Raw genomic sequence first — 18,504 nt, 5'->3', positions numbered from 1 at the left:
AGGGGTCAACAGTTCGTATGAGTTGAGGTGGTGCAAGATTTAGTGTGTCGACCCCATCAAGCCAAAGCCCCCATACTCAATGTTTTGATTTAGGGGCACGGATGTCGATTTTTTCCAAACTGAACAGAGCGCTTTCCGCAATTTTCTTTGTTGCCGTCGCGGCTGCAGGCTCACCGAGTTGGGCGCAGCCAGCCTTCACGGTGGGGTTCACCCCAAATTCGATCGCGCCCAGCGGCACCACACGGATGATCTTTACGATCGACAACTCCAGCGGCGGCGCGGTGACCAGTATGGATTTCACCAACGCTCTGCCCGCAGGCATTACGGTTGCGGTGGCCCCGAACGCTTTCACATCCTGCGGCGGGGCAAGCGCATCGAGCGCCACAGTCACTGCCATGGCCGGCGGCTCGTCGATCGCTATGGCAGATGGCCAGCTTGCCCCCGGCGCGACTTGCACGGTGGAGGCCAACGTCACAGCGACCGCCACGGCCACCAACGGCCCTGCCACGCTGAACACTTCTAACGGCAGCAGTGCCTCTGCCAGTGTCGGCTTGACCGTGGACGCCGCGGCAACGGCTGTCGGAAAGGCGTTCGCGCCCACCACAATTGGCATCGGCGGGGTCTCTCGGTTGACGCTAACCGTCGACAACAGCGCCGGCGCGAATGCGCAAAACTTCACACTGACTGACAACCTGCCCGCCGGGATGGTGCTGGCCGATCCGCCGAACACCGCAACGACTTGCCCGGTGGCGCAAAGCCAAACACTAACCGGCGTCGGCGGCGGCAGCATACTGGAACTGCAGTCCACCGGCGGCTTAGTGTTTACACCCTCTTTCATGGTGGTGAACGCTCTGCCCGCGGGTACGGTATGCACGGTTTCCGCCGATGTGACCGCCAGCGTGCCCGGTAGCCTGCAAAACGTCACCGAGCCCTTCCTTGATTCCGGCAGCGCCGCCGCGACCCTGACAGTGACGGGCGCGCCCGCAGGAGCGCCGCAGCTTACGAAAGAATTCACCGACGACCCCGTCGCGGCGGGCGGCAGCGCGACGCTGGAATTTGAGATCCTAAACCGGTCGCGCTCGGACGCTGCCAGCAACATCGCCTTCACCGACGACATGTCAGCGCTGTTCGGCGCCTTGGCAGGCACGGTCACGGCCATCGGCACGAATACATGTGGCGGCACCCCCTCTGGCGTGGGGACATCCTCGCTCAGCTACAGCGGCGGCACGGTCGGTGCGGGCTTGCGATGCAACATCACTGTTACCATCAGCGTCCCGGCGGGCGTATCGACGGGCAGCTACACCAACACATCCACCGCGGTTACGGCAGATGTGGGTGGCATGTCGCTTACCGGCAACGCCGCGACGGCAAACCTTAGCGTACTCGCAGCGTTGGACCTGCCCCCGGTCCTGAGCTTTACGACACCTGACGGCAATGCTGGCGGGGTTTCGACCTGGTCCTTCACGCTGAGCAATGCCGCGAGCTCTGCGCTTACAGACGGCACGTTCGATGTGCAGATGAACCCGCCCCTTCCCTTCCCAACCAACGCCAGTCTCCCGCCGATGCCGGATCCCCCCTGCGGAGTCGGCTCGTCTCTTTCATTGGCCTTTTTGGACACTGATCAGCAGGCGCTAAGGCTAACGGGCGCGAGCTTGGCGACCAGCGGTGCCGCAGGAGACAGCTGCACCTTTGATGTCGATATCGGGCTAAACTCCGATCTGCCGCCGCTGCAGTACAACTTCACCTCCGGTGCGCCATCGGGCACCGTCAATGGGGCCACGCGAACCGGCACCCCGGCGTCCAGCTCCATGACGGTCGGCACGAACCTGAACCTGAGCTTTGCTAAGTCCTTCCTGGCCACGGCAGTTCCTGGCGGCACGGTTGACCTGGAATTTGTGATCACCAGCAGCGGTGACAGCACGGATGCCACAGCGATCTCGTTTACCGATGACATAAACGCTATGCTGGCGGGCACTTCGCTGAACGCCGTGATCTCTAACGAATGCGGCGGCAACCTGACTGGCACGACCAATCTGTCTTACACCGGTGGCTCCCTGACCGGAGGTACTAGCTGTGCCATCGTCACCCGGCTCGACGTGCCTGCGGCCGCCGCCATTGGGACCTACACCAATACAACCTCCGCTCTTTCGGCGACGCCGAGCGGCAGCAGCACAGTGGAGACTTTCGGCACCGCAAGCGCTGACTTGACCGTGGCCGGACTGACCTTTGAGAAAGAATTCCTGACCAATACTGTTTTGGCGGGCGATACCACGACCCTGCGCTTTACCATCAGCAACGTGCACCCCACCGCAGACGCGACGATCACATCCTTTACGGATAACCTACAACAGAATTTGACCGGGCTTGCGGCGACCGGTGGCCCCTCTGGCAACACCTGTGGCGGTACTCTGTCTGGCACCACCTTCCTAATTTACACCGGCGGCAGCGTTACCTCGGGCATGTCGTGCACAATAGATGTTGAGGTTTTGGTTCCTGTTGGAACGGCAGATGGCTCTTACGGCAACACAACAAGCACGCTGTCGGCCACTCAGGGCGGCGGCCCTGTTGTTGTGGACCCAGCAACAGACATTTTGAACGTGCAAGGCCTTCAGATCGAATTGTCCAAAGCCTTCACGGATGACCCCGTCGCGCCCGGCGACAACGCGACGCTGGAGTTCACGCTGAGCAACCTGTCCTCCACCGAGGCGATCAGCAACATAGCCTTCACCGACGATCTGGCGGCGATGCTGCCCGGTACGACCTTCGCCTCGGTCGCCGGGAACGACTGCGGCGCGACGGTCGGAGGCACGGGTACCAGCACGATATCCGTCTCGGGCACCAGCCTTGCCGCCTCTGCTACCTGCACGATCACCGTTGCGGTTACAGTGCCGGGCGGTGCAGTGGACAATACCTACACTAATACGACATCAAGCGTGACCGGCGATATCGGCGGCCTTGCCGTGACTGGCGACCCCGCCACCGCGCAACTCAGCGTGTCCTCGATCCTGCCGCTGGCCTTTAGCAAGTCCTTCAGCGGCTCCGTGGCCTCCGGCGAAAGCGGGACGCTGACCTTCACACTGAGCAACCCGAACACGACGGCGCTGAGCGACCTTGGCTTCACCGACGATCTGAACGCGATGCTGACCGGCGTTGTGGCGACCTCGCTGCCGAGCGCGCCCTGCGGACTTGGCAGCAGCATCACCGGCACGTCTTCGCTGACGGCGTCGGGCTTTTCGTTGGACGCGTCGGGGGGAAGCTGTACCTTTGATGTCGGCTTCTCGGTGCCGGTTACGGCCACAGGCGCGACGTATCTCAACACAACCTCTGAATTGGTTTCCTTTGGGCTGTCCCTGGCGCCCCCGGCGACCGCGAACCTTATCGTGACCGATCCCGTCGCGGACCTGTCGCTGGCCATCGCGGACAGCCCCGACCCTGTGACCCCGGGTCAGAACTTGGTCTATACGGTCACGGCCTCGAATGCCGGGCCCCAGACGGCGCAGAGCGTTGCAGTGAACCTGCCCGTGCCGACCGGCACCACGCTTGTGTCGACCACCGGCTGTGCCGAGGACCCCTCGGGCGCCGCGACCTGCTCGCTGGGCAACATCGCCTCTGGTGGCAATGCGCAATACACCCTGACCGTCACAGTGGACGCAGCGACCTCTGGCACGGTCTCGGCAAGCGGCACGGTTTCCTCCAGCACCTCCGACCCCGTTGCGGGCAACAACACCGCAACCGCAAGCACCTCGGCCCCGGCGACGGCGGATATCTCGATCACCAAATCTGACGGCGTGACTTCGGCCAATTCGGGTGGCACGACGACCTACTCGATTGTGGTGGCCAATGCGGGCCCCTCTGCGGATCCAGCCGTGAGCGTGGCGGACACGTTCGCCGCTGACCTGGGCTGTGCGACCACTTCGGTCGCCGCGGGCGGGGCCACCGGCAACACGGCGGCCTTCTCGGGCGATATCGCCGAGACGCTGAGCATGCCTGCGAGCAGTTCGGTGACCTATACCGCGACCTGCGACATCGCCATCACCGCGACGGGCACGCTGTCGAACACGGCGACGGCCACGGCCTCGGTCCTGGACCCCAATGCGACGAATAACTCGGCCACCGACAGCGACACCGCGCTGGTCGCGCCGGTCGCGATGGGCTTCTCCAAGGCGTTCTCGCCCGCCACCATCGACCAGGGCGCCAACACCACGCTGACCTTCACCATCGACAACACGGCCAACGCGGTTGCGGCGGATAATCTGAACTTCACGGACGGCTTCCCACTGGGCGTGGACCTGAGCGTTGCCGCGCCGGTGGTGTCGTCGAGCACCTGCGGCGGCACATTCAACCCGGTGGCGGGTGGCGGCAACCTGGTCTTCTCGGGCGGCTCTGTGGCGGCGGGCGCGACCTGCACGGTCTCGGTGCTTTTGAATGCGCGCGGCTCTGGCACGGCGACCAACACCTCTTCGCAGCTTGGGTCGTTCTTTCCAACGCCCAGCGCCGCGGCAACCGCCGACATCACGGTGAACCCCGCCGTGGCGCCGACCTTCGCCAAGGCCTTCGGCGCGGCCACCATTGAGCAGGGCCAGACCACCACGGCGACCTTCACCATCAACAACAGCGCGAACTCGATCGAGGCCTCCTCGCTGCAGTTCAGCGACACTCTGCCCGTCGAGCTTGTGGTCGCGGCGACGCCCAATGCCAGCACGACCTGTACTGGCGGCACGATCACCGCCACCGCGGGCAGCGGCAGCATCCTCTACTCCGGCGGTGAGGTCGCCGCTGGCGCGACCTGCACAGTCACCGTAACCGTGGACAGCCTGGGCTCGGGCAGCATCGCGAACCCGAGCCTCAACCTGACCTCGTCGCTGCCCACGGCGACCGCAGCGGCCACCCCGCTGACGATCAATCCGGCGACAGCGCCGGGCGTGGCCAAGACCTTCACACCCAGCGCGATCACCCAGGGCGAGACCTCCGCCTTGTCGATCACCATCGACAATAGCGCGAACTTCCTGGAGATGACCGGCGTCGCCTTCACCGACGCGTTCCCTTCAGGGATGGTCGTGGGCCCCACCCCGGGGGCGAGCAACACCTGCGGCGGCACGTTCAGCGCGAGTGCGGGCTCTGGCACGATCTCGCTTTCTGGCGGCACCGTCGCGGCGGGTGCGACCTGCTCGGTCGGCGTCACCGTGCGCGGCAACGCGGCGGGCACGCTGACCAACCCCGCCTTTGACGTGACCTCCAACATCGCCACCGGCACTGCCGCGGCGACCGATTTGGCGGTGAACCCCGCCGCAGCACCTGGCTTTGCCAAGGCCTTTGGGGCCGGCACCATCAACCAGGGCGGCACGGTTGTGGCCACAGTCTCGGTCGACAATTCAGGCAACGCCGCTGACCTCAGCGGCATGGGTTTCACCGACACGCTGCCCGCGGGGCTGGTCATCGCGGCAACGCCCGCCGAGACCAACACCTGCGGCGGCAGTTTGACAGCAAATGCGGGCGCGTCCACGTTTGCGCTTTCGGGCGGCGCCCTGGCGGGCGGTGGCACCTGCGCGGTGTCGGTGACGCTGCGCGCGCTGGAGGCCGGATCGCTGACCAACCCGATGTTTGATCTGACGTCGAACATCGCGACCGCAACGGCGGCCTCTGCGATCCTGACGGTGAACGCGGCATCCGCTCCGGTCGTCGCCAAGGGCTTTGCGCCCGCGATTATCAACCAGGGCCAGACCACCACGGCCACGGTCAGCATCGACAACGCGGCCAATCTGATTGAGGCCACCGGCGTCGCCTTCACCGACGCCCTGCCCTCGGGGCTGGTGGTTGCGCCGACCCCGGCGGGCAGCAACACCTGCGGCGGCACCTTGACGGCGAATGCGGGCGCGTCCTCCTTCGCGCTGTCCGGAGGCACCATCGCCGAAGGCGCGAGCTGTCAGGTCACGGTGGCGCTGCGCGCGCTGGATGGCGGCACGCTGACCAACCCAGCCTTCGACGTGACCTCGTCGATTGCCACCGGCACGGTGGCGGCCACGGATCTGACCGTGAATGCGGCGGCGGCGCCGGGCTTTGCCAAGGCGTTCTCGGTTAGCACGCTTGACCAGGGCCAGTCGCTGACCGCCACGGTGACCATCGACAACGCCCCCAACGCGATTGAAGCAAGCAACCTGGCCTTCACCGACGCCCTGCCCGCCGGGCTCGTGATTGGGACAGCGTCGGGCGGGGGCTCTCTGATCAGCACGACCTGCGGCGGGACGGCCTCTGCGACAACCGGCGCGAGCAGCTTTAGCCTCAGCGGCGGCACCTTGGCAGAGGGCGCAAGCTGCACGGTTGTGGTGGTGCTGCGCGCCGTAGGCGCGGGCACGCTGACCAACCCGGCGATGGACCTGACCTCTAGCATTGCCACGGCGACCTCGGCGCCGGTCTCGCTGACCGCCAACGCGGCGGCCGCACCGGTCGTGACCAAGGTCTTTGCGCCTGCCACGATCGAGCAGGGCCAGACGACCACGGCGACGATCACCATCGACAATGCGGGCAACAGCATCGAGGCGGCCAGCCTGGCCTTCACCGACACCCTGCCCGCGGGGCTTCAGGTGGCGGCGGTGCCGAATGAGAGCAACACCTGCGGCGGCACATTGACGGCGGCGGCGGGCACTGGCGCGGTGTCGCTATCGGGTGGCACATTGGCCGAGGGCGCAAGCTGCGCCATCGCGGTGGACCTACGCGCCACGCTGCCCGGCACACTGACCAACCCGGGTTTTGATGTGACCTCGTCGATTGCGACGGGGAGCGCGGCTGCCACCGATCTGACGGTGAACGCGGCGGCGGCGATGGGCTTTGCCAAGGCGTTCGCGCCCGCAACAATCGATCTAGGCTCGTCCAGCACGCTGACCTTCACCATCGACAACTCCGCCAACGCGATCGAGGCGGCGTCGATGGCCTTCACCGACAGCTTCCCCGCGGGGCTGATCGTATCGTCGGCGCCTGCGGCGACCAATACTTGCGGAGGCACCTTCACCGCGACGGCGCTGAGCGGCTTGGTGAGCCTCAGCGGCGGCACGCTGGCGGCGGGCACGACCTGTACCCTCTCGGTGCAGGTCCAGGCGCTGACCACGGGTTCGCTGGACAACACAAGCAGCGAGCTGACCAGCGATCTGCCCAGCGCCTCGCCCGTGGCGACGGCCTCGCTGACGGTCAACGCGGTGCCGATCACCTCTGCGGCCTCGTTCAACCCGCCAATCATCGAGCTGTTTGAGCTGACCGAGCTGGTGTTCCTGTTCCAAAATGACGCCGATATCGACCAGATCCTGAACTTCATCCAGAACCTGCCGGCGGGCCTGAACGTGGGCGGGGCGGCGACGTCGCGGGCGAACGCGATGGCGGGCACGAACGTGTCGACCACCTGTTCGGGCGGCACGGTCACGGCGGTGGAGGGCAGCACCCAGGTGCAGATCTCGGGCGCCACGGTGCCTGCCAATGGCAGTTGCGAGCTGAAGGTCAACGTGATCGCGAACGCGATCGGCGACTTCTCTAACCTGGTGGGTGATGCCGACTTGGTGGTGAACACCATCGCGCGGGCCTTTGTGACCTATGTGGTGACCGGCAGCGATGGCAGCTATGCCTTCTCGTCCAGCGCGACAGAACTGAACGCGACGGTGGCGGTGGCTGGCGGCACGGGCACGCAAGGGCCGCTGCGCAGCAGCGAGGGCAGCTATTCGGTTGCCATCGCGCCGCCAACGGGCGTCGCCTTCGATAGCGGGGTCTGCGACGACGGCGACAGCAGCGTGGACTTGGCCAACAACGCGATTGCGTTGACGCTCTCGCCGCTCGAGAGCGTGACCTGTACATTCACCGCGCTCAGCCCGGTGCAGCAGACCGTCGACGTGATCAACCAGTTCCTGACAAAGCGGGCGGACCTGATCCTGTCGACCGAGCCGAACCTGGGCGCGCGCGGGCGCGACCGGCTGGGCCGCGGCTTTGGCAATGCAAGCGCGTTGAGCTTCGCCAATGGCGATCTTAAGGCGATGCTGCCCTTCACCGCGACGATGCAGCCGGGCAATTACAGCTTTAAGTCCAGCCTCTTACAGGTGCGCCAGGCCGCGGCCAGCGTGCAGCTTGCGCATGGCTCGACCAAGGACGCCATTTACGTGCCAAACTACCGGTTCGACGCCTGGTTCGAGGCCCATCACAAGGAGTTCGACACCGGCACCAACGGCACCGGGCATTTCACGGCGGCGCATATCGGCGCGGATTACGTGCTGAACGAGAACCTGCTGATCGGCGCGATGGTGTCCTTTGACTCGATGGAGGATGACACGGCAATCTCGTCGGCCAGCGGCTCGGGCTGGCTCATCGGGCCCTATATGACCGCAAAGCTCGCGCCGAACCTCTACTTCGACGCGCGCCTCGCGGGCGGGGCCTCTAACAACAAGGTGAGCCCGTTCAACACCTATACCGACAGCTTCGACACCCGGCGATTGCTGGCCTCGGCCAGCCTCAGCGGCGACTTCCAGCAGGGCAATTGGACGATCTCGCCAACCGCCAGCCTGTCCTATTACCGCGAGACGCAGGACAGCTACATCGACAGCACCGGGGCCTCGATCCCGTCGCAGACGGTGGAGCTGGGGCAGCTGAAGATCGGGCCGACCTTCACCGGGCGGTTCCTGGGCGATGATGGCGAGATCATCGCGCCCTATTTCAGCGTCGATGCGATCTATAACCTCGGCCAGACCAGCGGCGTGACGGTGACCAACCCCGACACGGCCTCGACCAGCGGTTGGCGCGGGCGCCTCAAGGCCGGGGTGACGGTGACCGAAGAGAACGGCACCAAGCTGGGGATCGGCGCCACCTATGACGGGCTGTTTAGATCGGATTTTGACGCCTGGGGCCTGAGCTTCGAGCTTGAGATCCCGCTGCAAAAGCCGACCGCGCGGTAGCGCCCGCCGGGCGCATCCACGCAGGCAAAGAGCGCGCGCCCGGGTCTGGGCGCGCGTTTTCTTTTGCAGGGGCCTTTGGAATAATGAGGGCGCCCCGAGCCTCGGAAAATCGCGCGACATCAGAATGTTGCGCGGCGGTTTGGTGCCAAGCCGCTCCCTGGTGAAACGCGAAACGCGTTAGCCGGTACGGTAGCGCGGATGCGCGTCCGATAGCGACGAGGCCGACTGCCCCACCCCGCCAATCTCGCGCACGAAAGTGTACTGCGCCCGGCCCGCCGCCTTTGAGGCATAAAGCGCCACATCGGCATCGACCATCATTTGCTCGATATCAATCTCGGAATATTCGTCCGACATCGTGATCCCCATCGAGCCGGAAATCTGGCAGACCTTGTCCTCAAAGGCGATCGGCTCGGCCAGCCGGTCCAGGATGCGCCCGGCGACCTTGCTGAGGCGCACAGGGTCGGTTTCGCGGTGCAAGAGCAAGACGAACTCGTCACCGCCGCAGCGGATGACGGAATCCTCTGTCCGTGTCTCTTCAAGCAGGATCTGGGCGGCGCGGCGCAGAACAAAGTCGCCCGCGGCGTGGCCCATCGTATCATTCACCGGCTTGAAGTGGTCCAGATCCATCTGGATGAGGCTGAACTTCTCGCGGCAGGAGCGGTAACGCGCCAGGATCAGCTCCATCGCGCGGCGGTTCTTTAGCCCGGTCAGCGGGTCCGAATGCGCCTGCTCCTCGGCGGCGGATTTAGCGCCCTCCAGGCGCATGTTGAGATCGCGGCTCTCTTCCATGACGGCGTTCTTGACCTCGATCTGATAGAGCAGCTCGATGGCAAGATCGGTGGCGGCGAAATCCGCGCTGCTGAGATCAAATGCGGTGATGGCCTCTACCGAGGACACCCCGAATGACAGGTTGACCAGGATGCCGCCGGTCTCGGGCATGGGCACCGCCAGCCCCTTCACCGGGATGTCATCGCGGCGGCGCAGACGCAGGTTTAGCCGCTGGTGGCCGCCCTGAGCCAGCTCTGCGATCAGGCTCACCGCCCGGGGGCGGCGCAGTTCGAACTCCTCAAGGAACCGCGTGCCTTCAAGGCTGCCCCCTGGCGCGAGCTTGTTCAGCGTGGGCCCGGCGTGGCGGATATGCCCCGTATGCGTCACGATGGCATGCATCGGCATCAGGGCGTCCAAAGCCGCGAGTGGCATGCCCAGGATATCTGCGTTTGCGGCCGCCTTCATGCGGTTGGCGCCAAGGCAAAGTCGCGGCCCTGCGCGTAACTTACCTCTATGAGGTCGATCGAGATCGTCTCTACCCCGTCGCGGCGCCCGCGATGCTCCAAGAACACCAGCGCGCCGTAATCGTCGGCCATGCCACGCAGCATACCGACCAGCACATGGCCGAACCCCGGCTGCTGCGACGTCACCAAAAGCGTGTAGGCGCGCGAGGAGTGATCCAGCAGCTCCAGCAATGGGAACTCCAGATCCGGAACGGCCAGCCGCACGCGGCCCCGCAGCTCGTCCAGCGAGAACAGGAAATCAACGAAGGACCCGCCGCCGAACCGCAAGAGCCGTCGCGGCGCGTGCAAATTGGGGTGAGACACGAGGTAGCTGCCGATATCCTCCAGTATCATCGCGCGCGGGCTGTCGAGATGAGATTCGGCGCTGGCCAGAATTGCATGGGTGATCGCGGGGTCGTATCGCAGCAAAGCCTCGAACCCGTCATCGCCAATATTTGCAGCAGCCGCAACGGCTTGCCAGGCTTCGACACCATAGCTGTCGCGGACGAAACATTGAATCGATCGGTTTATCAGGCCGTGCATATTCTTCACTCGTGATTCTTTATCGGACGGATTAGCCGCTAGGCCTTAAAAAAATGAAAATAGTGGAAAGAAACGGGCCCCGAACTCTCCCTTGGGGCGAGCACTTTTGTTCAAATGTTTGTCAGGTAGAGCAGCCCGCCTCAGCGCAGCGTCTCCAGCGTGCGTTGCACGGTTTGGATGCGCTGCGCGTTCGGGGGGTGCGTGCCCAGGAATTGATTGCCCGGATCCGCGATTCGCGTGAAGAAAAGCGCCCCGATGCTGGGATTGAACCCGGCGCGATAGGCGATCACCGTGCCCAGCGCATCGGCCTCTAGCTCGAACTCCTTGGAGTAGACCCGCGCGCCCACCGTGGCGCCGACCTCTTGCGCGCTGCGCACGTCGCCCGCGTTGCCGCCGCCGATCCCAGCCAGGATCCCCGCCACAAGCGCGCCGCGCAGGGCGGTGTCGCGCTGCCGCGACAGGTGACCGGCGATATGATGCGCCGCCTCATGACCCAGGATAAAGGCCAGCTCGTCGCGATTGCGCAGCTCCGCGACAAGTGAGGCGGTGAAGCCGATGATCGGGCGGCCATTGCGATCAACGGTCTGAAAGGCGTTGGCGGGCAGACCCGCGCGCCGGTCCACAAAGATCTCGAAGTCGCAATTCAAGCGCGGCGCGCGTTCGCGGCAGACCTGCTCGGCCACCGGCTCGACCCGGGCGACGACGGCTGAGAAGCTGTTGATGGGCGCCGCATTGGACGCATTGCCCGGCGCGGGAGCCGTCGCGGGCGGCGACGTCACGGTCGTGCAGGCCGCCAGCGCAAGGCCCGCACATATCACGAAGAATGGGCGCATCACCTGCCGTTCTCCCAAAGAAGTTAGGCGCAATCTAGCAGACATGCCGGCCGCGGCCAGACGCGATTGCGCGCATGCGCAAAAGATCGCGCCTCAGGACCGCGCAGGGCCTTGCAAACCGAACCCCGCAGGCTAGGCTGGTGCCATGTTCACCATCGAGCACGAATTCGACGCCACCGTGATCACCCTCGTTGACGAGGTCGCCTCGCACCGGCAAGAGGACATCACAATCAACGCCTTCGAGGATTGCGTCACCATAGAGCAGGCCGATCCCGATAGCGGCGAGGTCTCGACGGTCACGCTCTCGAACGCGCAGCTGCGTGATCTGGGCGCGGCGCTGGATCTACCCGAGGGGATCTATCAGATCGCCGCAGCCAAGGACCGCTAAGCGGGCGCACGGAGAACCTACAATGCTGAACGACGCCGACGCGCAGTTTGCCGAGGCCCTGCGCGCTGACTTGCCCCAGGCGGCATTTCGCGAGGTCGCGCCGCGCTATCTGGAGGAGCCCCGCGGCGCTTATCGCGGCCAGGCGGGGCTGGTCCTGGCGCCGGGCTCCACCGAGGAGGTTGCCACGATATTGCGCGCCGCTGGCCGCGCCCGGGTGCCGGTGGTGCCCTATGGCGGCGGCACCGGGCTGGTCGGCGGGCAGGTCCTGCCCGAGGGCCCCGCGCCGCTGCTGCTTTCGCTCGAGCGCATGACCGCGATCCGCGCCACCTACCCCTCAGAGAACGTGCTGGTGGCCGAGGCGGGCGCTATTCTGGAGACCGTCCAAGGGGCCGCAGAGCAGGCCGGGCGGCTCTTTCCGCTGACGCTGGCCTCGCAGGGCTCGGCGCGCATTGGCGGGCTCTTATCCACGAATGCGGGCGGGGTGAACGTGCTGCGCTACGGCAACGCGCGCGAGCTGTGCCTGGGGCTCGAGGCGGTGCTGCCGGACGGGTCGATCTGGCACGGGCTCAAGCGGCTGCGCAAGGACAACACCGGATATGACCTGCGCAACCTGCTGATCGGGGCCGAGGGCACGCTGGGGGTGATCACCGCCGCGGCGCTGCGGCTCTACCCCCTGCCCGCGGCCACGGGTGCCGCGCTGATGGTGGTGCCCTCGCCCGCCGCCGCGCTGGAGCTTCTGGCAATGGCGGGCGACGTGATCGGCGAGGGGATCTCTGCCTTCGAGCTGATCTCGGGCCAAGGGCTGCGCTTTTTGGCAGAGACGGTGCCCGAGCTGCGCCAGCCATTTGCTGACCCGCCGGACTGGATGGTGCTGGTCGATCTTGGGCTTGGCCCGGGACGCGCGCCGCAGGACGCGCTCGAGGCGCTCTTTGCGCGCGGGCACGAGGCCGGGCTGGTCAGCGACGGGCTTATCGCGCAATCCGAGGCGCAGCGGCGCGACTTCTGGCACATCCGCGAGACCATCCCCGAGGCCAATAAGCGCGTCGGCGCCATCGCCTCGCATGACATCTCGCTACCGCTATCGGCCATACCCGACTACATCGCCCGCGCCTCCGAGCGGCTTGCCCAGCACGGCGCCTATCGCATCAACTGTTTTGGCCATCTGGGCGACGGCAACCTGCATTTCAACGCCTTCCCGCTACCGGGCGAGGCCAAGGCCGACCGCATCGCCGAGAAGCCGCAGGTGCAACGCATCGTGCATGACCTGGTGCACGAGATGGACGGCTCTATCAGTGCCGAGCACGGGATCGGGCGGCTGAAGGCCCCGGATCTAGAGCGCTACGGCGACCCCTCCAAGCTTGCCGCGATGCGGGCGATCAAATCCGCGCTTGACCCGAACGGGATCATGAACCCCGGCGCGGTGCTGCGCGCCGGCCCAGGCTGAAACCCAGCTTGCTCGTCCCGCCGCTCTGGCGGCTTGATCACGAAATGCATTCGGGCAGGCGCTGTGCGGGCGGCGTATTGCGGCTACGCTCGGATCGGATCACCCCGTCGATGATCGTCATGCCAACGCCGGGCAGGTTGCCCTGCTGGACGCTTTCGAGCATGGTCTTGCCCGGCGCGTGCTGCGCCTGGTCCAGCAGCACGAAATCCGCCGAATAGCCCTTCTCGATCAGCCCCACATCCAGGTCGCGCTGCCGCGCGGTGTTGCCATTGCCAAAGCAAAAGGCAATCTCGGCGGGCACGTTCCCAAACGCAGAGAGCATCGCGATCATCCGCAGGATGCCCAGCGGCTGCACCCCCGACCCCGCGGGTCCGTCAGTGCCCAGGATCACCTGATCCAGCTTGCCCAGCTCGCGCGCCGTGTTCACCGTCAGCACCGCGGCGCGCTCATTGCCGTTATGCACGATCTCGAAGGCCTGCTTGGTGCAGCTCTCGCAGAGGCAGATGATCTGGTCGTCGGGCAGCGCCGAGTGGCCGCCGTTTATGTGCCCGATCACATCGGTGCCGGTCTCCATCACCATATCGGCATCAATGAGCCCCGAGCCGGGGATCGACGGCCCGCCGGTATGGATCGTGCTTTGAATGCCGTATTTGCGCGCCCAATCGACCATCTGATTGGCGGTCTTGCCATCCTTGACCGTGCCCAGGCCGACTTCGCCCAGATATTTCACGCCGGATTTCGCCAGCTCGGCAAAATCCTCCTCGACCATGCCATGCTCGATCACCGGCGCGCCCGCGTGGACCTTGACGCCGGAGGGGCGGAAGTTCTCGTACCAGCGCTGCGCGGCGATCGCCATCGCCTTGAGCCCGATGATGTCCTTGGGGCGGCCGGGCATGTGGACCTCGCCCGCCGAGATCATGGTGGTCACGCCGCCATGCAGCGTGCTGTCGATCCAGTGTAGCTGTTGCTGGCGTGGGGTGTAATCGCCCACGACCGGGTGCACATGGCTGTCGATCAGACCGGGCGCCAGGGTCACCCCGTGGGCGTCCACCACGCAAGTCGCCCCCTCGGTATCCAGGTCCGCCTCCCTGCCCCAGGCGCTGATCTTGCCGTCCACCGCTACCAGGCAGTCGCCATCAAAGATCGGCTCCTCCATCTTGCCAGACAGGATCTGACCGATGTTCTTGATCACGAGCTTTTCCATCGCGTTCCTCCCCTGGATATCATTTGTATGCAAATAGGTTTGGAGCGCCGCGTCAAGCTTGGTGTTTAGCTTGGGTCGATCACCCTGGACGGCGCGACGAGTGTTCCGGTCGGGATCACCTTGCCCAGCGCGGCCCAGATCGGCCTTGGACCGAGCATGTCGGCTGAGCGCGACACGCCTTTGGCTGTTGTTCACCGCCGCAAGTTTTGCAAACCTCACAGGTGAATTGCGAGGGGAGGCATATGCAGTTTCACCGGGACGGGTTCCGAACGGGCGATCCGCGCGTCGCGCCGCAGGTCGAGGCCGGGGCGAAGGACGACGTCGATGTTCTGATCGTCGGCGCCGGGCCTGCCGGGCTGACCCTCGCCGCCTATCTGGCGCAGTTCGGCGACATCAACTCCCGCCTGGTGGAGGCCAAGGACGGCCCGCTAAAGCTGGGCCAGGCGGACGGCATCGCCTGCCGCTCGATGGAAATGTTCCAGGTCTTCGGCTTCGCGAACCGGGTGATGGAAGAGGCCTATTGGGTCAACGACACGGTGTTTTGGGGGCCCTCAGAGGCGGGCGGCATCCAGCGGACGGGCCGCATCCAGGACGTCGAGGACGGGCTGTCTGAGATGCCCCATGTGATCCTCAACCAGGCGCGGGTGCATGATTTCTACCTGGAGGTCATGCGTAACGGCCCGCGGAGGTTGGCGCCGGATTACGAGACGCGCTTTGTGGGCTATGCGCGCGATGGGGGTGGCGTGTTTGTGGCGCTTGAAGGCCCGAACGGGCCGGAGAGCTGCCGCGCGAAATATCTGGTGGGCTGCGACGGCGCGCGCTCTGCCGTGCGCGGCGCCATGGGCCTGGCGCTGGAGGGCGAGGCCGCGCACCAGGCCTGGGGCGTGATGGACGTGCTGGCGGTCACGGATTTCCCCGACATTCGGTTCAAATGCGTGATCCGCTCGGGCCCAGGCAATATCGTGTTGATCCCAAGGGAGGGCGGCAACCTGTTCCGGGTCTATGTCGAGCTGGACAGGCTGGGCGCGCAGGAACGCATCTCGGCCCGCAATATCACGTTGGATCAATTGGTTGCCGCCGCCAACCGGATCTTTGCGCCCTACTATATCGAGCCCAAAGAGGTGCCCTGGTGGTCCGTCTATGAGATCGGCCAGCGGCTCTGCCCGCGCTTTGATGACGGCCCCGATCCGCGGGTCTTCATTGCGGGGGACGCCTGCCACACCCACAGCCCCAAGGCGGGGCAAGGCATGAACGTGTCGATGGGCGATGGGTTCAATCTGGCTTGGAAGCTGGCGGCGGTGCTACGCGGGGATGGCACGCCGGGGCTCTTGCAGAGCTACAACGCCGAGCGGCATCAAGTGGCCGCCGATCTGATCGGCTTCGACCGGCATTGGGCCAAGCGGTTTGCGGAACGCCCGGCGGCGCGTGAGAGCCAAGAGTTCCAGGAGTATTTCTCGGCGCATCAAGGGTTTACCGCCGGGGTCTCGTTTCGCTACGCGCCGTCTTTGATTGTCGGCGATGGCGCGCATCAGGGCTTGGCCGAGGGGTTTGTGGAGGGCACGCGAGTCCACTCCGCGCCCGTGCGCCGTGCCGCCGATGGCAAGCTGATGGAGCTGGGCCATGTGGTCGAAGCGGACGGGCGCTGGCGGCTCTTTGCCTTTGCGGATCGCGCGGAGCATGCCCTTGGCGCATTCTGCCACGGGTTTGACGCAGCGCTTCCGGTCGATCTGCGTGTCGTGCTGCAGCACGACTACCGCGAGGTTGAGGTGACCGGCCTGCCGGAGATGCTCTTGCCCTGCACGGGTGCATTGGGATTGCAGGATTTCGAGAGGGTTTTCTGCGCCGAAGCGACTTCGGATATTTTCCAGATGCGCGGCGTTGACCGAGACGGCGGTGCGTTGGTCCTCGTGCGACCGGATCAGCATATCTCGCATGTTCTGCCCTTGGAGAACCGGTTGCCGGAGACCGTTGTCCGGTGCATCACTGGATAGATTTTCAAAGCGGGCTGCGCTAAAGCCCGTAACATTTCGTGATCGCGTTAACCCGTCCGCAACCGATTCGCATGAAGCATGCCAGGGTGGCGGGTGGGGGCCCTTTTGCGGAGGGTTTACCCCCATCCACCCACCCTTATTATTTGGTGAGTCGCCCTAATATATTATGAACGCGCCCAGATCGCCGGCCCCATGTGATGCGTTCTGAAACATTGTGAGGGCCAATGCGGGAACCAAAGACCGAACCGTTCAGGGCTGCAAGTAAACCGCAGCCATAGACTTTCCACCTTGCAAATCCGTCCCTGGGCGGCATCACTCCGCGCAGCACAACGCGCGGCGCGCAAAACTCTAAAGGGGGCACCATGAAAGAGATCGGCATCGGCATCGTCGGCGGCGGCTATATGGGAAAGTGCCACGCGGTGGCCATGTCCGCGGTGGGTGCGGTGTTCAACACCGCACTGCGCCCGCGCCTTGTGAGCGTGGCGGCCTCCACGCCGGAAAGCGCGGCGCGATACCGCGACGCCTTCGGCTTTGACCGCGCCGCGCCGGACTGGCAGGCGCTCGTGGCCGATCCCGCGGTGGAGGCCGTGGTGATCGCCTCGCCCCAGGACAGCCACCGCGCCATTGCAGAGGCGGCCTTTGCGCTTGGCAAGCCCGTGCTCTGCGAAAAGCCCTTGGCGGACACGCTGGAGAATGCACGCGCGATGACCGAGGCCGCAGAGGCCGCCGGCGTGGCCAACATGACGGGCTTTAACTACATCCGCACGCCCGCCAGCCAGTTCGCGCGGCAGCTCATTGCGGACGGCACTTTGGGGCAGCTGACATGGTTCCGCGGCGAGCATACCGAGGACTTCCTGGCCGATCCGACGATCCCCTACAACTGGCGCTGCGAGGGGCGCGCGAATGGCAATATGGGCGACCTGGCGCCGCACCCAATCAACGCCGCGCTGGCGCTGATGGGGCCCATCACAGATGTGATGGCCAGCGTGGAATGCGTGCACGAGCACCGCACCGGCGGGCGCGTGACCAATGACGACCACGCGCAAATCATGTGCCGCTTCGCAGGCGGCGTGCAGGGGCATATCTATTCCAGCCGCCTCGCGACGGGGCGCAAAATGGGCTACGCTTACGAGATACACGGCACCCAGGGCGCCATCCGCTTCGACCAGGAGGACCAGAACGCGCTCTGGCTCTACCGCGCCGAGGGGCCGGAGGCAGAGCGCGGCTTTCGCAAGATCCTCACCGGTCCCGCGCATCCCGATTTCGAGCCCTTCTGCCTCGGCCCGGGGCACGGCACCGGCTATATGGACACGATCATCATCGAGGCGAAAGATTTCCTGCGGGCCATCGAGACCGGCGAGGCCGTCTGGCCCACCTTCCGGGATGGGTTGGCGGTGGCCGAGGTGGTGGACGCGGTCTGGCGATCCTCAGAAGCCGGCGCCTGGTGCGAGGTGACGCAGGTCTAGGCCCGGCCCAGGCACCTCACCCAAACAGACACCGCAACCCTGGCAAAGGTCCCGCACTAGCTTCCGCGATAGGTGCTCATCGCGTGCGGGCTCAGAAGAAGCGGCACGTGATAGTGGTCGTCCTCCGCCATTCCGAAGCGGATCGGCACCTGATCAAGAAACAGTACCTCGCCCGCGGCCTGACCCGTGGCACGCAGGTAGTCGCCTGCAAAGAAGATGAGCTCGTAGCTGCCCAGCTTAAACTTCTCCTCACCCAGGATCGGCGCATCCGTGCGCCCATCCGCGTTGGTCACCGCCTCGGCGATCTTGCGGTGGCTGTTGCCCGAGACCCGATAAAGCGCGATCTTGATCCCCTCCGCCGGGCGCCCCCGCGCGGTGTCCAGAACATGCGTCGTGAGATATCCCATTGCAGAGCCCCTGTGGTTTCGGTCAAATACCAC

The 18,504-nt window shown here is 65.4% G+C and carries 10 protein-coding genes; 5 read left to right on the top strand and 5 right to left on the bottom strand.

Going from position 1 to position 18,504, the window contains the following annotated elements; genetic code table 11:
• Positions 1–101 precede the first annotated feature (101 nt).
• On the top strand, positions 102–8,924 hold the full coding sequence (locus AIOL_RS08755) for a DUF7933 domain-containing protein (RefSeq protein ID WP_082152490.1): 8,823 nt from the start codon (positions 102–104) through the stop codon (positions 8,922–8,924).
• Between the two features lie 177 nt (positions 8,925–9,101).
• On the opposite strand, the gene AIOL_RS08750 is transcribed toward AIOL_RS08755, so the two are convergent.
• From AIOL_RS08750 to AIOL_RS08740, 3 genes are all read right to left on the bottom strand, one after another.
• Positions 9,102–10,157, bottom strand: a complete 1,056-nt coding sequence (locus AIOL_RS08750) for a GGDEF domain-containing protein (protein ID WP_082152489.1) — start codon at positions 10,155–10,157, stop codon at positions 9,102–9,104.
• The gene (locus tag AIOL_RS08745) at positions 10,154–10,738 is read right to left on the bottom strand and encodes a heme NO-binding domain-containing protein (protein ID WP_049645344.1); all 585 of its coding nucleotides are present in this window, start codon (positions 10,736–10,738) and stop codon (positions 10,154–10,156) included. The genes AIOL_RS08750 and AIOL_RS08745 overlap by 4 nt, the downstream gene beginning before the upstream one ends.
• Before the next feature lie 140 nt (positions 10,739–10,878).
• Positions 10,879–11,571, bottom strand: a complete 693-nt coding sequence (locus tag AIOL_RS08740; protein WP_049642628.1) for a M48 family metallopeptidase — start codon at positions 11,569–11,571, stop codon at positions 10,879–10,881.
• Between the two features lie 145 nt (positions 11,572–11,716).
• Here AIOL_RS08740 and AIOL_RS08735 point away from each other — a divergent pair, with 145 nt between their 5' ends.
• Both AIOL_RS08735 and AIOL_RS08730 read left to right on the top strand, forming a co-directional pair.
• Entirely contained in the window at positions 11,717–11,959 is a 243-nt protein-coding gene (locus AIOL_RS08735) for a hypothetical protein (RefSeq protein ID WP_049642627.1), read from the top strand.
• Between the two features lie 22 nt (positions 11,960–11,981).
• Positions 11,982–13,403 (top strand): FAD-binding oxidoreductase, encoded by a 1,422-nt coding sequence (locus tag AIOL_RS08730; protein WP_049642626.1) that lies wholly within the window; start codon positions 11,982–11,984, stop codon positions 13,401–13,403.
• Positions 13,404–13,440: 37 nt separating this feature from the next.
• On the opposite strand, the gene AIOL_RS08725 is transcribed toward AIOL_RS08730, so the two are convergent.
• Positions 13,441–14,607: an amidohydrolase family protein gene (locus AIOL_RS08725; RefSeq protein WP_049642625.1), complete on the bottom strand. Its 1,167-nt coding sequence runs from the start codon at positions 14,605–14,607 to the stop codon at positions 13,441–13,443.
• A 242-nt stretch (positions 14,608–14,849) separates the two neighbouring features.
• Here AIOL_RS08725 and AIOL_RS08720 point away from each other — a divergent pair, with 242 nt between their 5' ends.
• On the top strand, positions 14,850–16,598 hold the full coding sequence (locus AIOL_RS08720; RefSeq protein WP_049642624.1) for an FAD-dependent monooxygenase: 1,749 nt from the start codon (positions 14,850–14,852) through the stop codon (positions 16,596–16,598).
• A gap of 362 nt (positions 16,599–16,960) precedes the next feature.
• Positions 16,961–18,064 carry a Gfo/Idh/MocA family protein gene (locus tag AIOL_RS08715; RefSeq protein WP_082152488.1) on the top strand — a complete coding sequence of 368 codons (1,104 nt, stop codon included), beginning with the start codon at positions 16,961–16,963 and terminating at the stop codon, positions 18,062–18,064.
• Positions 18,065–18,120: 56 nt separating this feature from the next.
• Here AIOL_RS08715 and uraH read toward each other — a convergent pair whose 3' ends face one another.
• Positions 18,121–18,471 (bottom strand): hydroxyisourate hydrolase, encoded by a 351-nt coding sequence (uraH, locus tag AIOL_RS08710; RefSeq protein WP_049642622.1) that lies wholly within the window; start codon positions 18,469–18,471, stop codon positions 18,121–18,123.
• Positions 18,472–18,504: the final 33 nt, after the last annotated feature.

The sequence above is a fragment of the Candidatus Rhodobacter oscarellae genome, assembly GCF_001078595.1.
GTDB classification, from domain to species: Bacteria; Pseudomonadota; Alphaproteobacteria; order Rhodobacterales; family Rhodobacteraceae; genus Rhodobacter_B; species Rhodobacter_B oscarellae.
The sequence above is the reverse complement of the archived record's forward strand: the minus strand, read 5'-3'. Positions and strand labels throughout refer to the sequence as shown.

Bases quoted from the DNA above. Each gene is read 5' to 3' on its own strand.
- AIOL_RS08755 (WP_082152490.1), top strand. From the start codon at position 102: ATGTCGATTTTTTCCAAACTGAACAGAGCGCTTTCCGCAATTTTCTTT.
- AIOL_RS08750 (WP_082152489.1), bottom strand. From the start codon at position 10,157: ATGAAGGCGGCCGCAAACGCAGATATCCTGGGCATGCCACTCGCGGCT.
- AIOL_RS08745 (WP_049645344.1), bottom strand. From the start codon at position 10,738: ATGCACGGCCTGATAAACCGATCGATTCAATGTTTCGTCCGCGACAGC.
- AIOL_RS08740 (WP_049642628.1), bottom strand. From the start codon at position 11,571: ATGCGCCCATTCTTCGTGATATGTGCGGGCCTTGCGCTGGCGGCCTGC.
- AIOL_RS08735 (WP_049642627.1), top strand. From the start codon at position 11,717: ATGTTCACCATCGAGCACGAATTCGACGCCACCGTGATCACCCTCGTT.
- AIOL_RS08730 (WP_049642626.1), top strand. From the start codon at position 11,982: ATGCTGAACGACGCCGACGCGCAGTTTGCCGAGGCCCTGCGCGCTGAC.
- AIOL_RS08725 (WP_049642625.1), bottom strand. From the start codon at position 14,607: ATGGAAAAGCTCGTGATCAAGAACATCGGTCAGATCCTGTCTGGCAAG.
- AIOL_RS08720 (WP_049642624.1), top strand. From the start codon at position 14,850: ATGCAGTTTCACCGGGACGGGTTCCGAACGGGCGATCCGCGCGTCGCG.
- AIOL_RS08715 (WP_082152488.1), top strand. From the start codon at position 16,961: ATGAAAGAGATCGGCATCGGCATCGTCGGCGGCGGCTATATGGGAAAG.
- uraH (WP_049642622.1), bottom strand. From the start codon at position 18,471: ATGGGATATCTCACGACGCATGTTCTGGACACCGCGCGGGGGCGCCCG.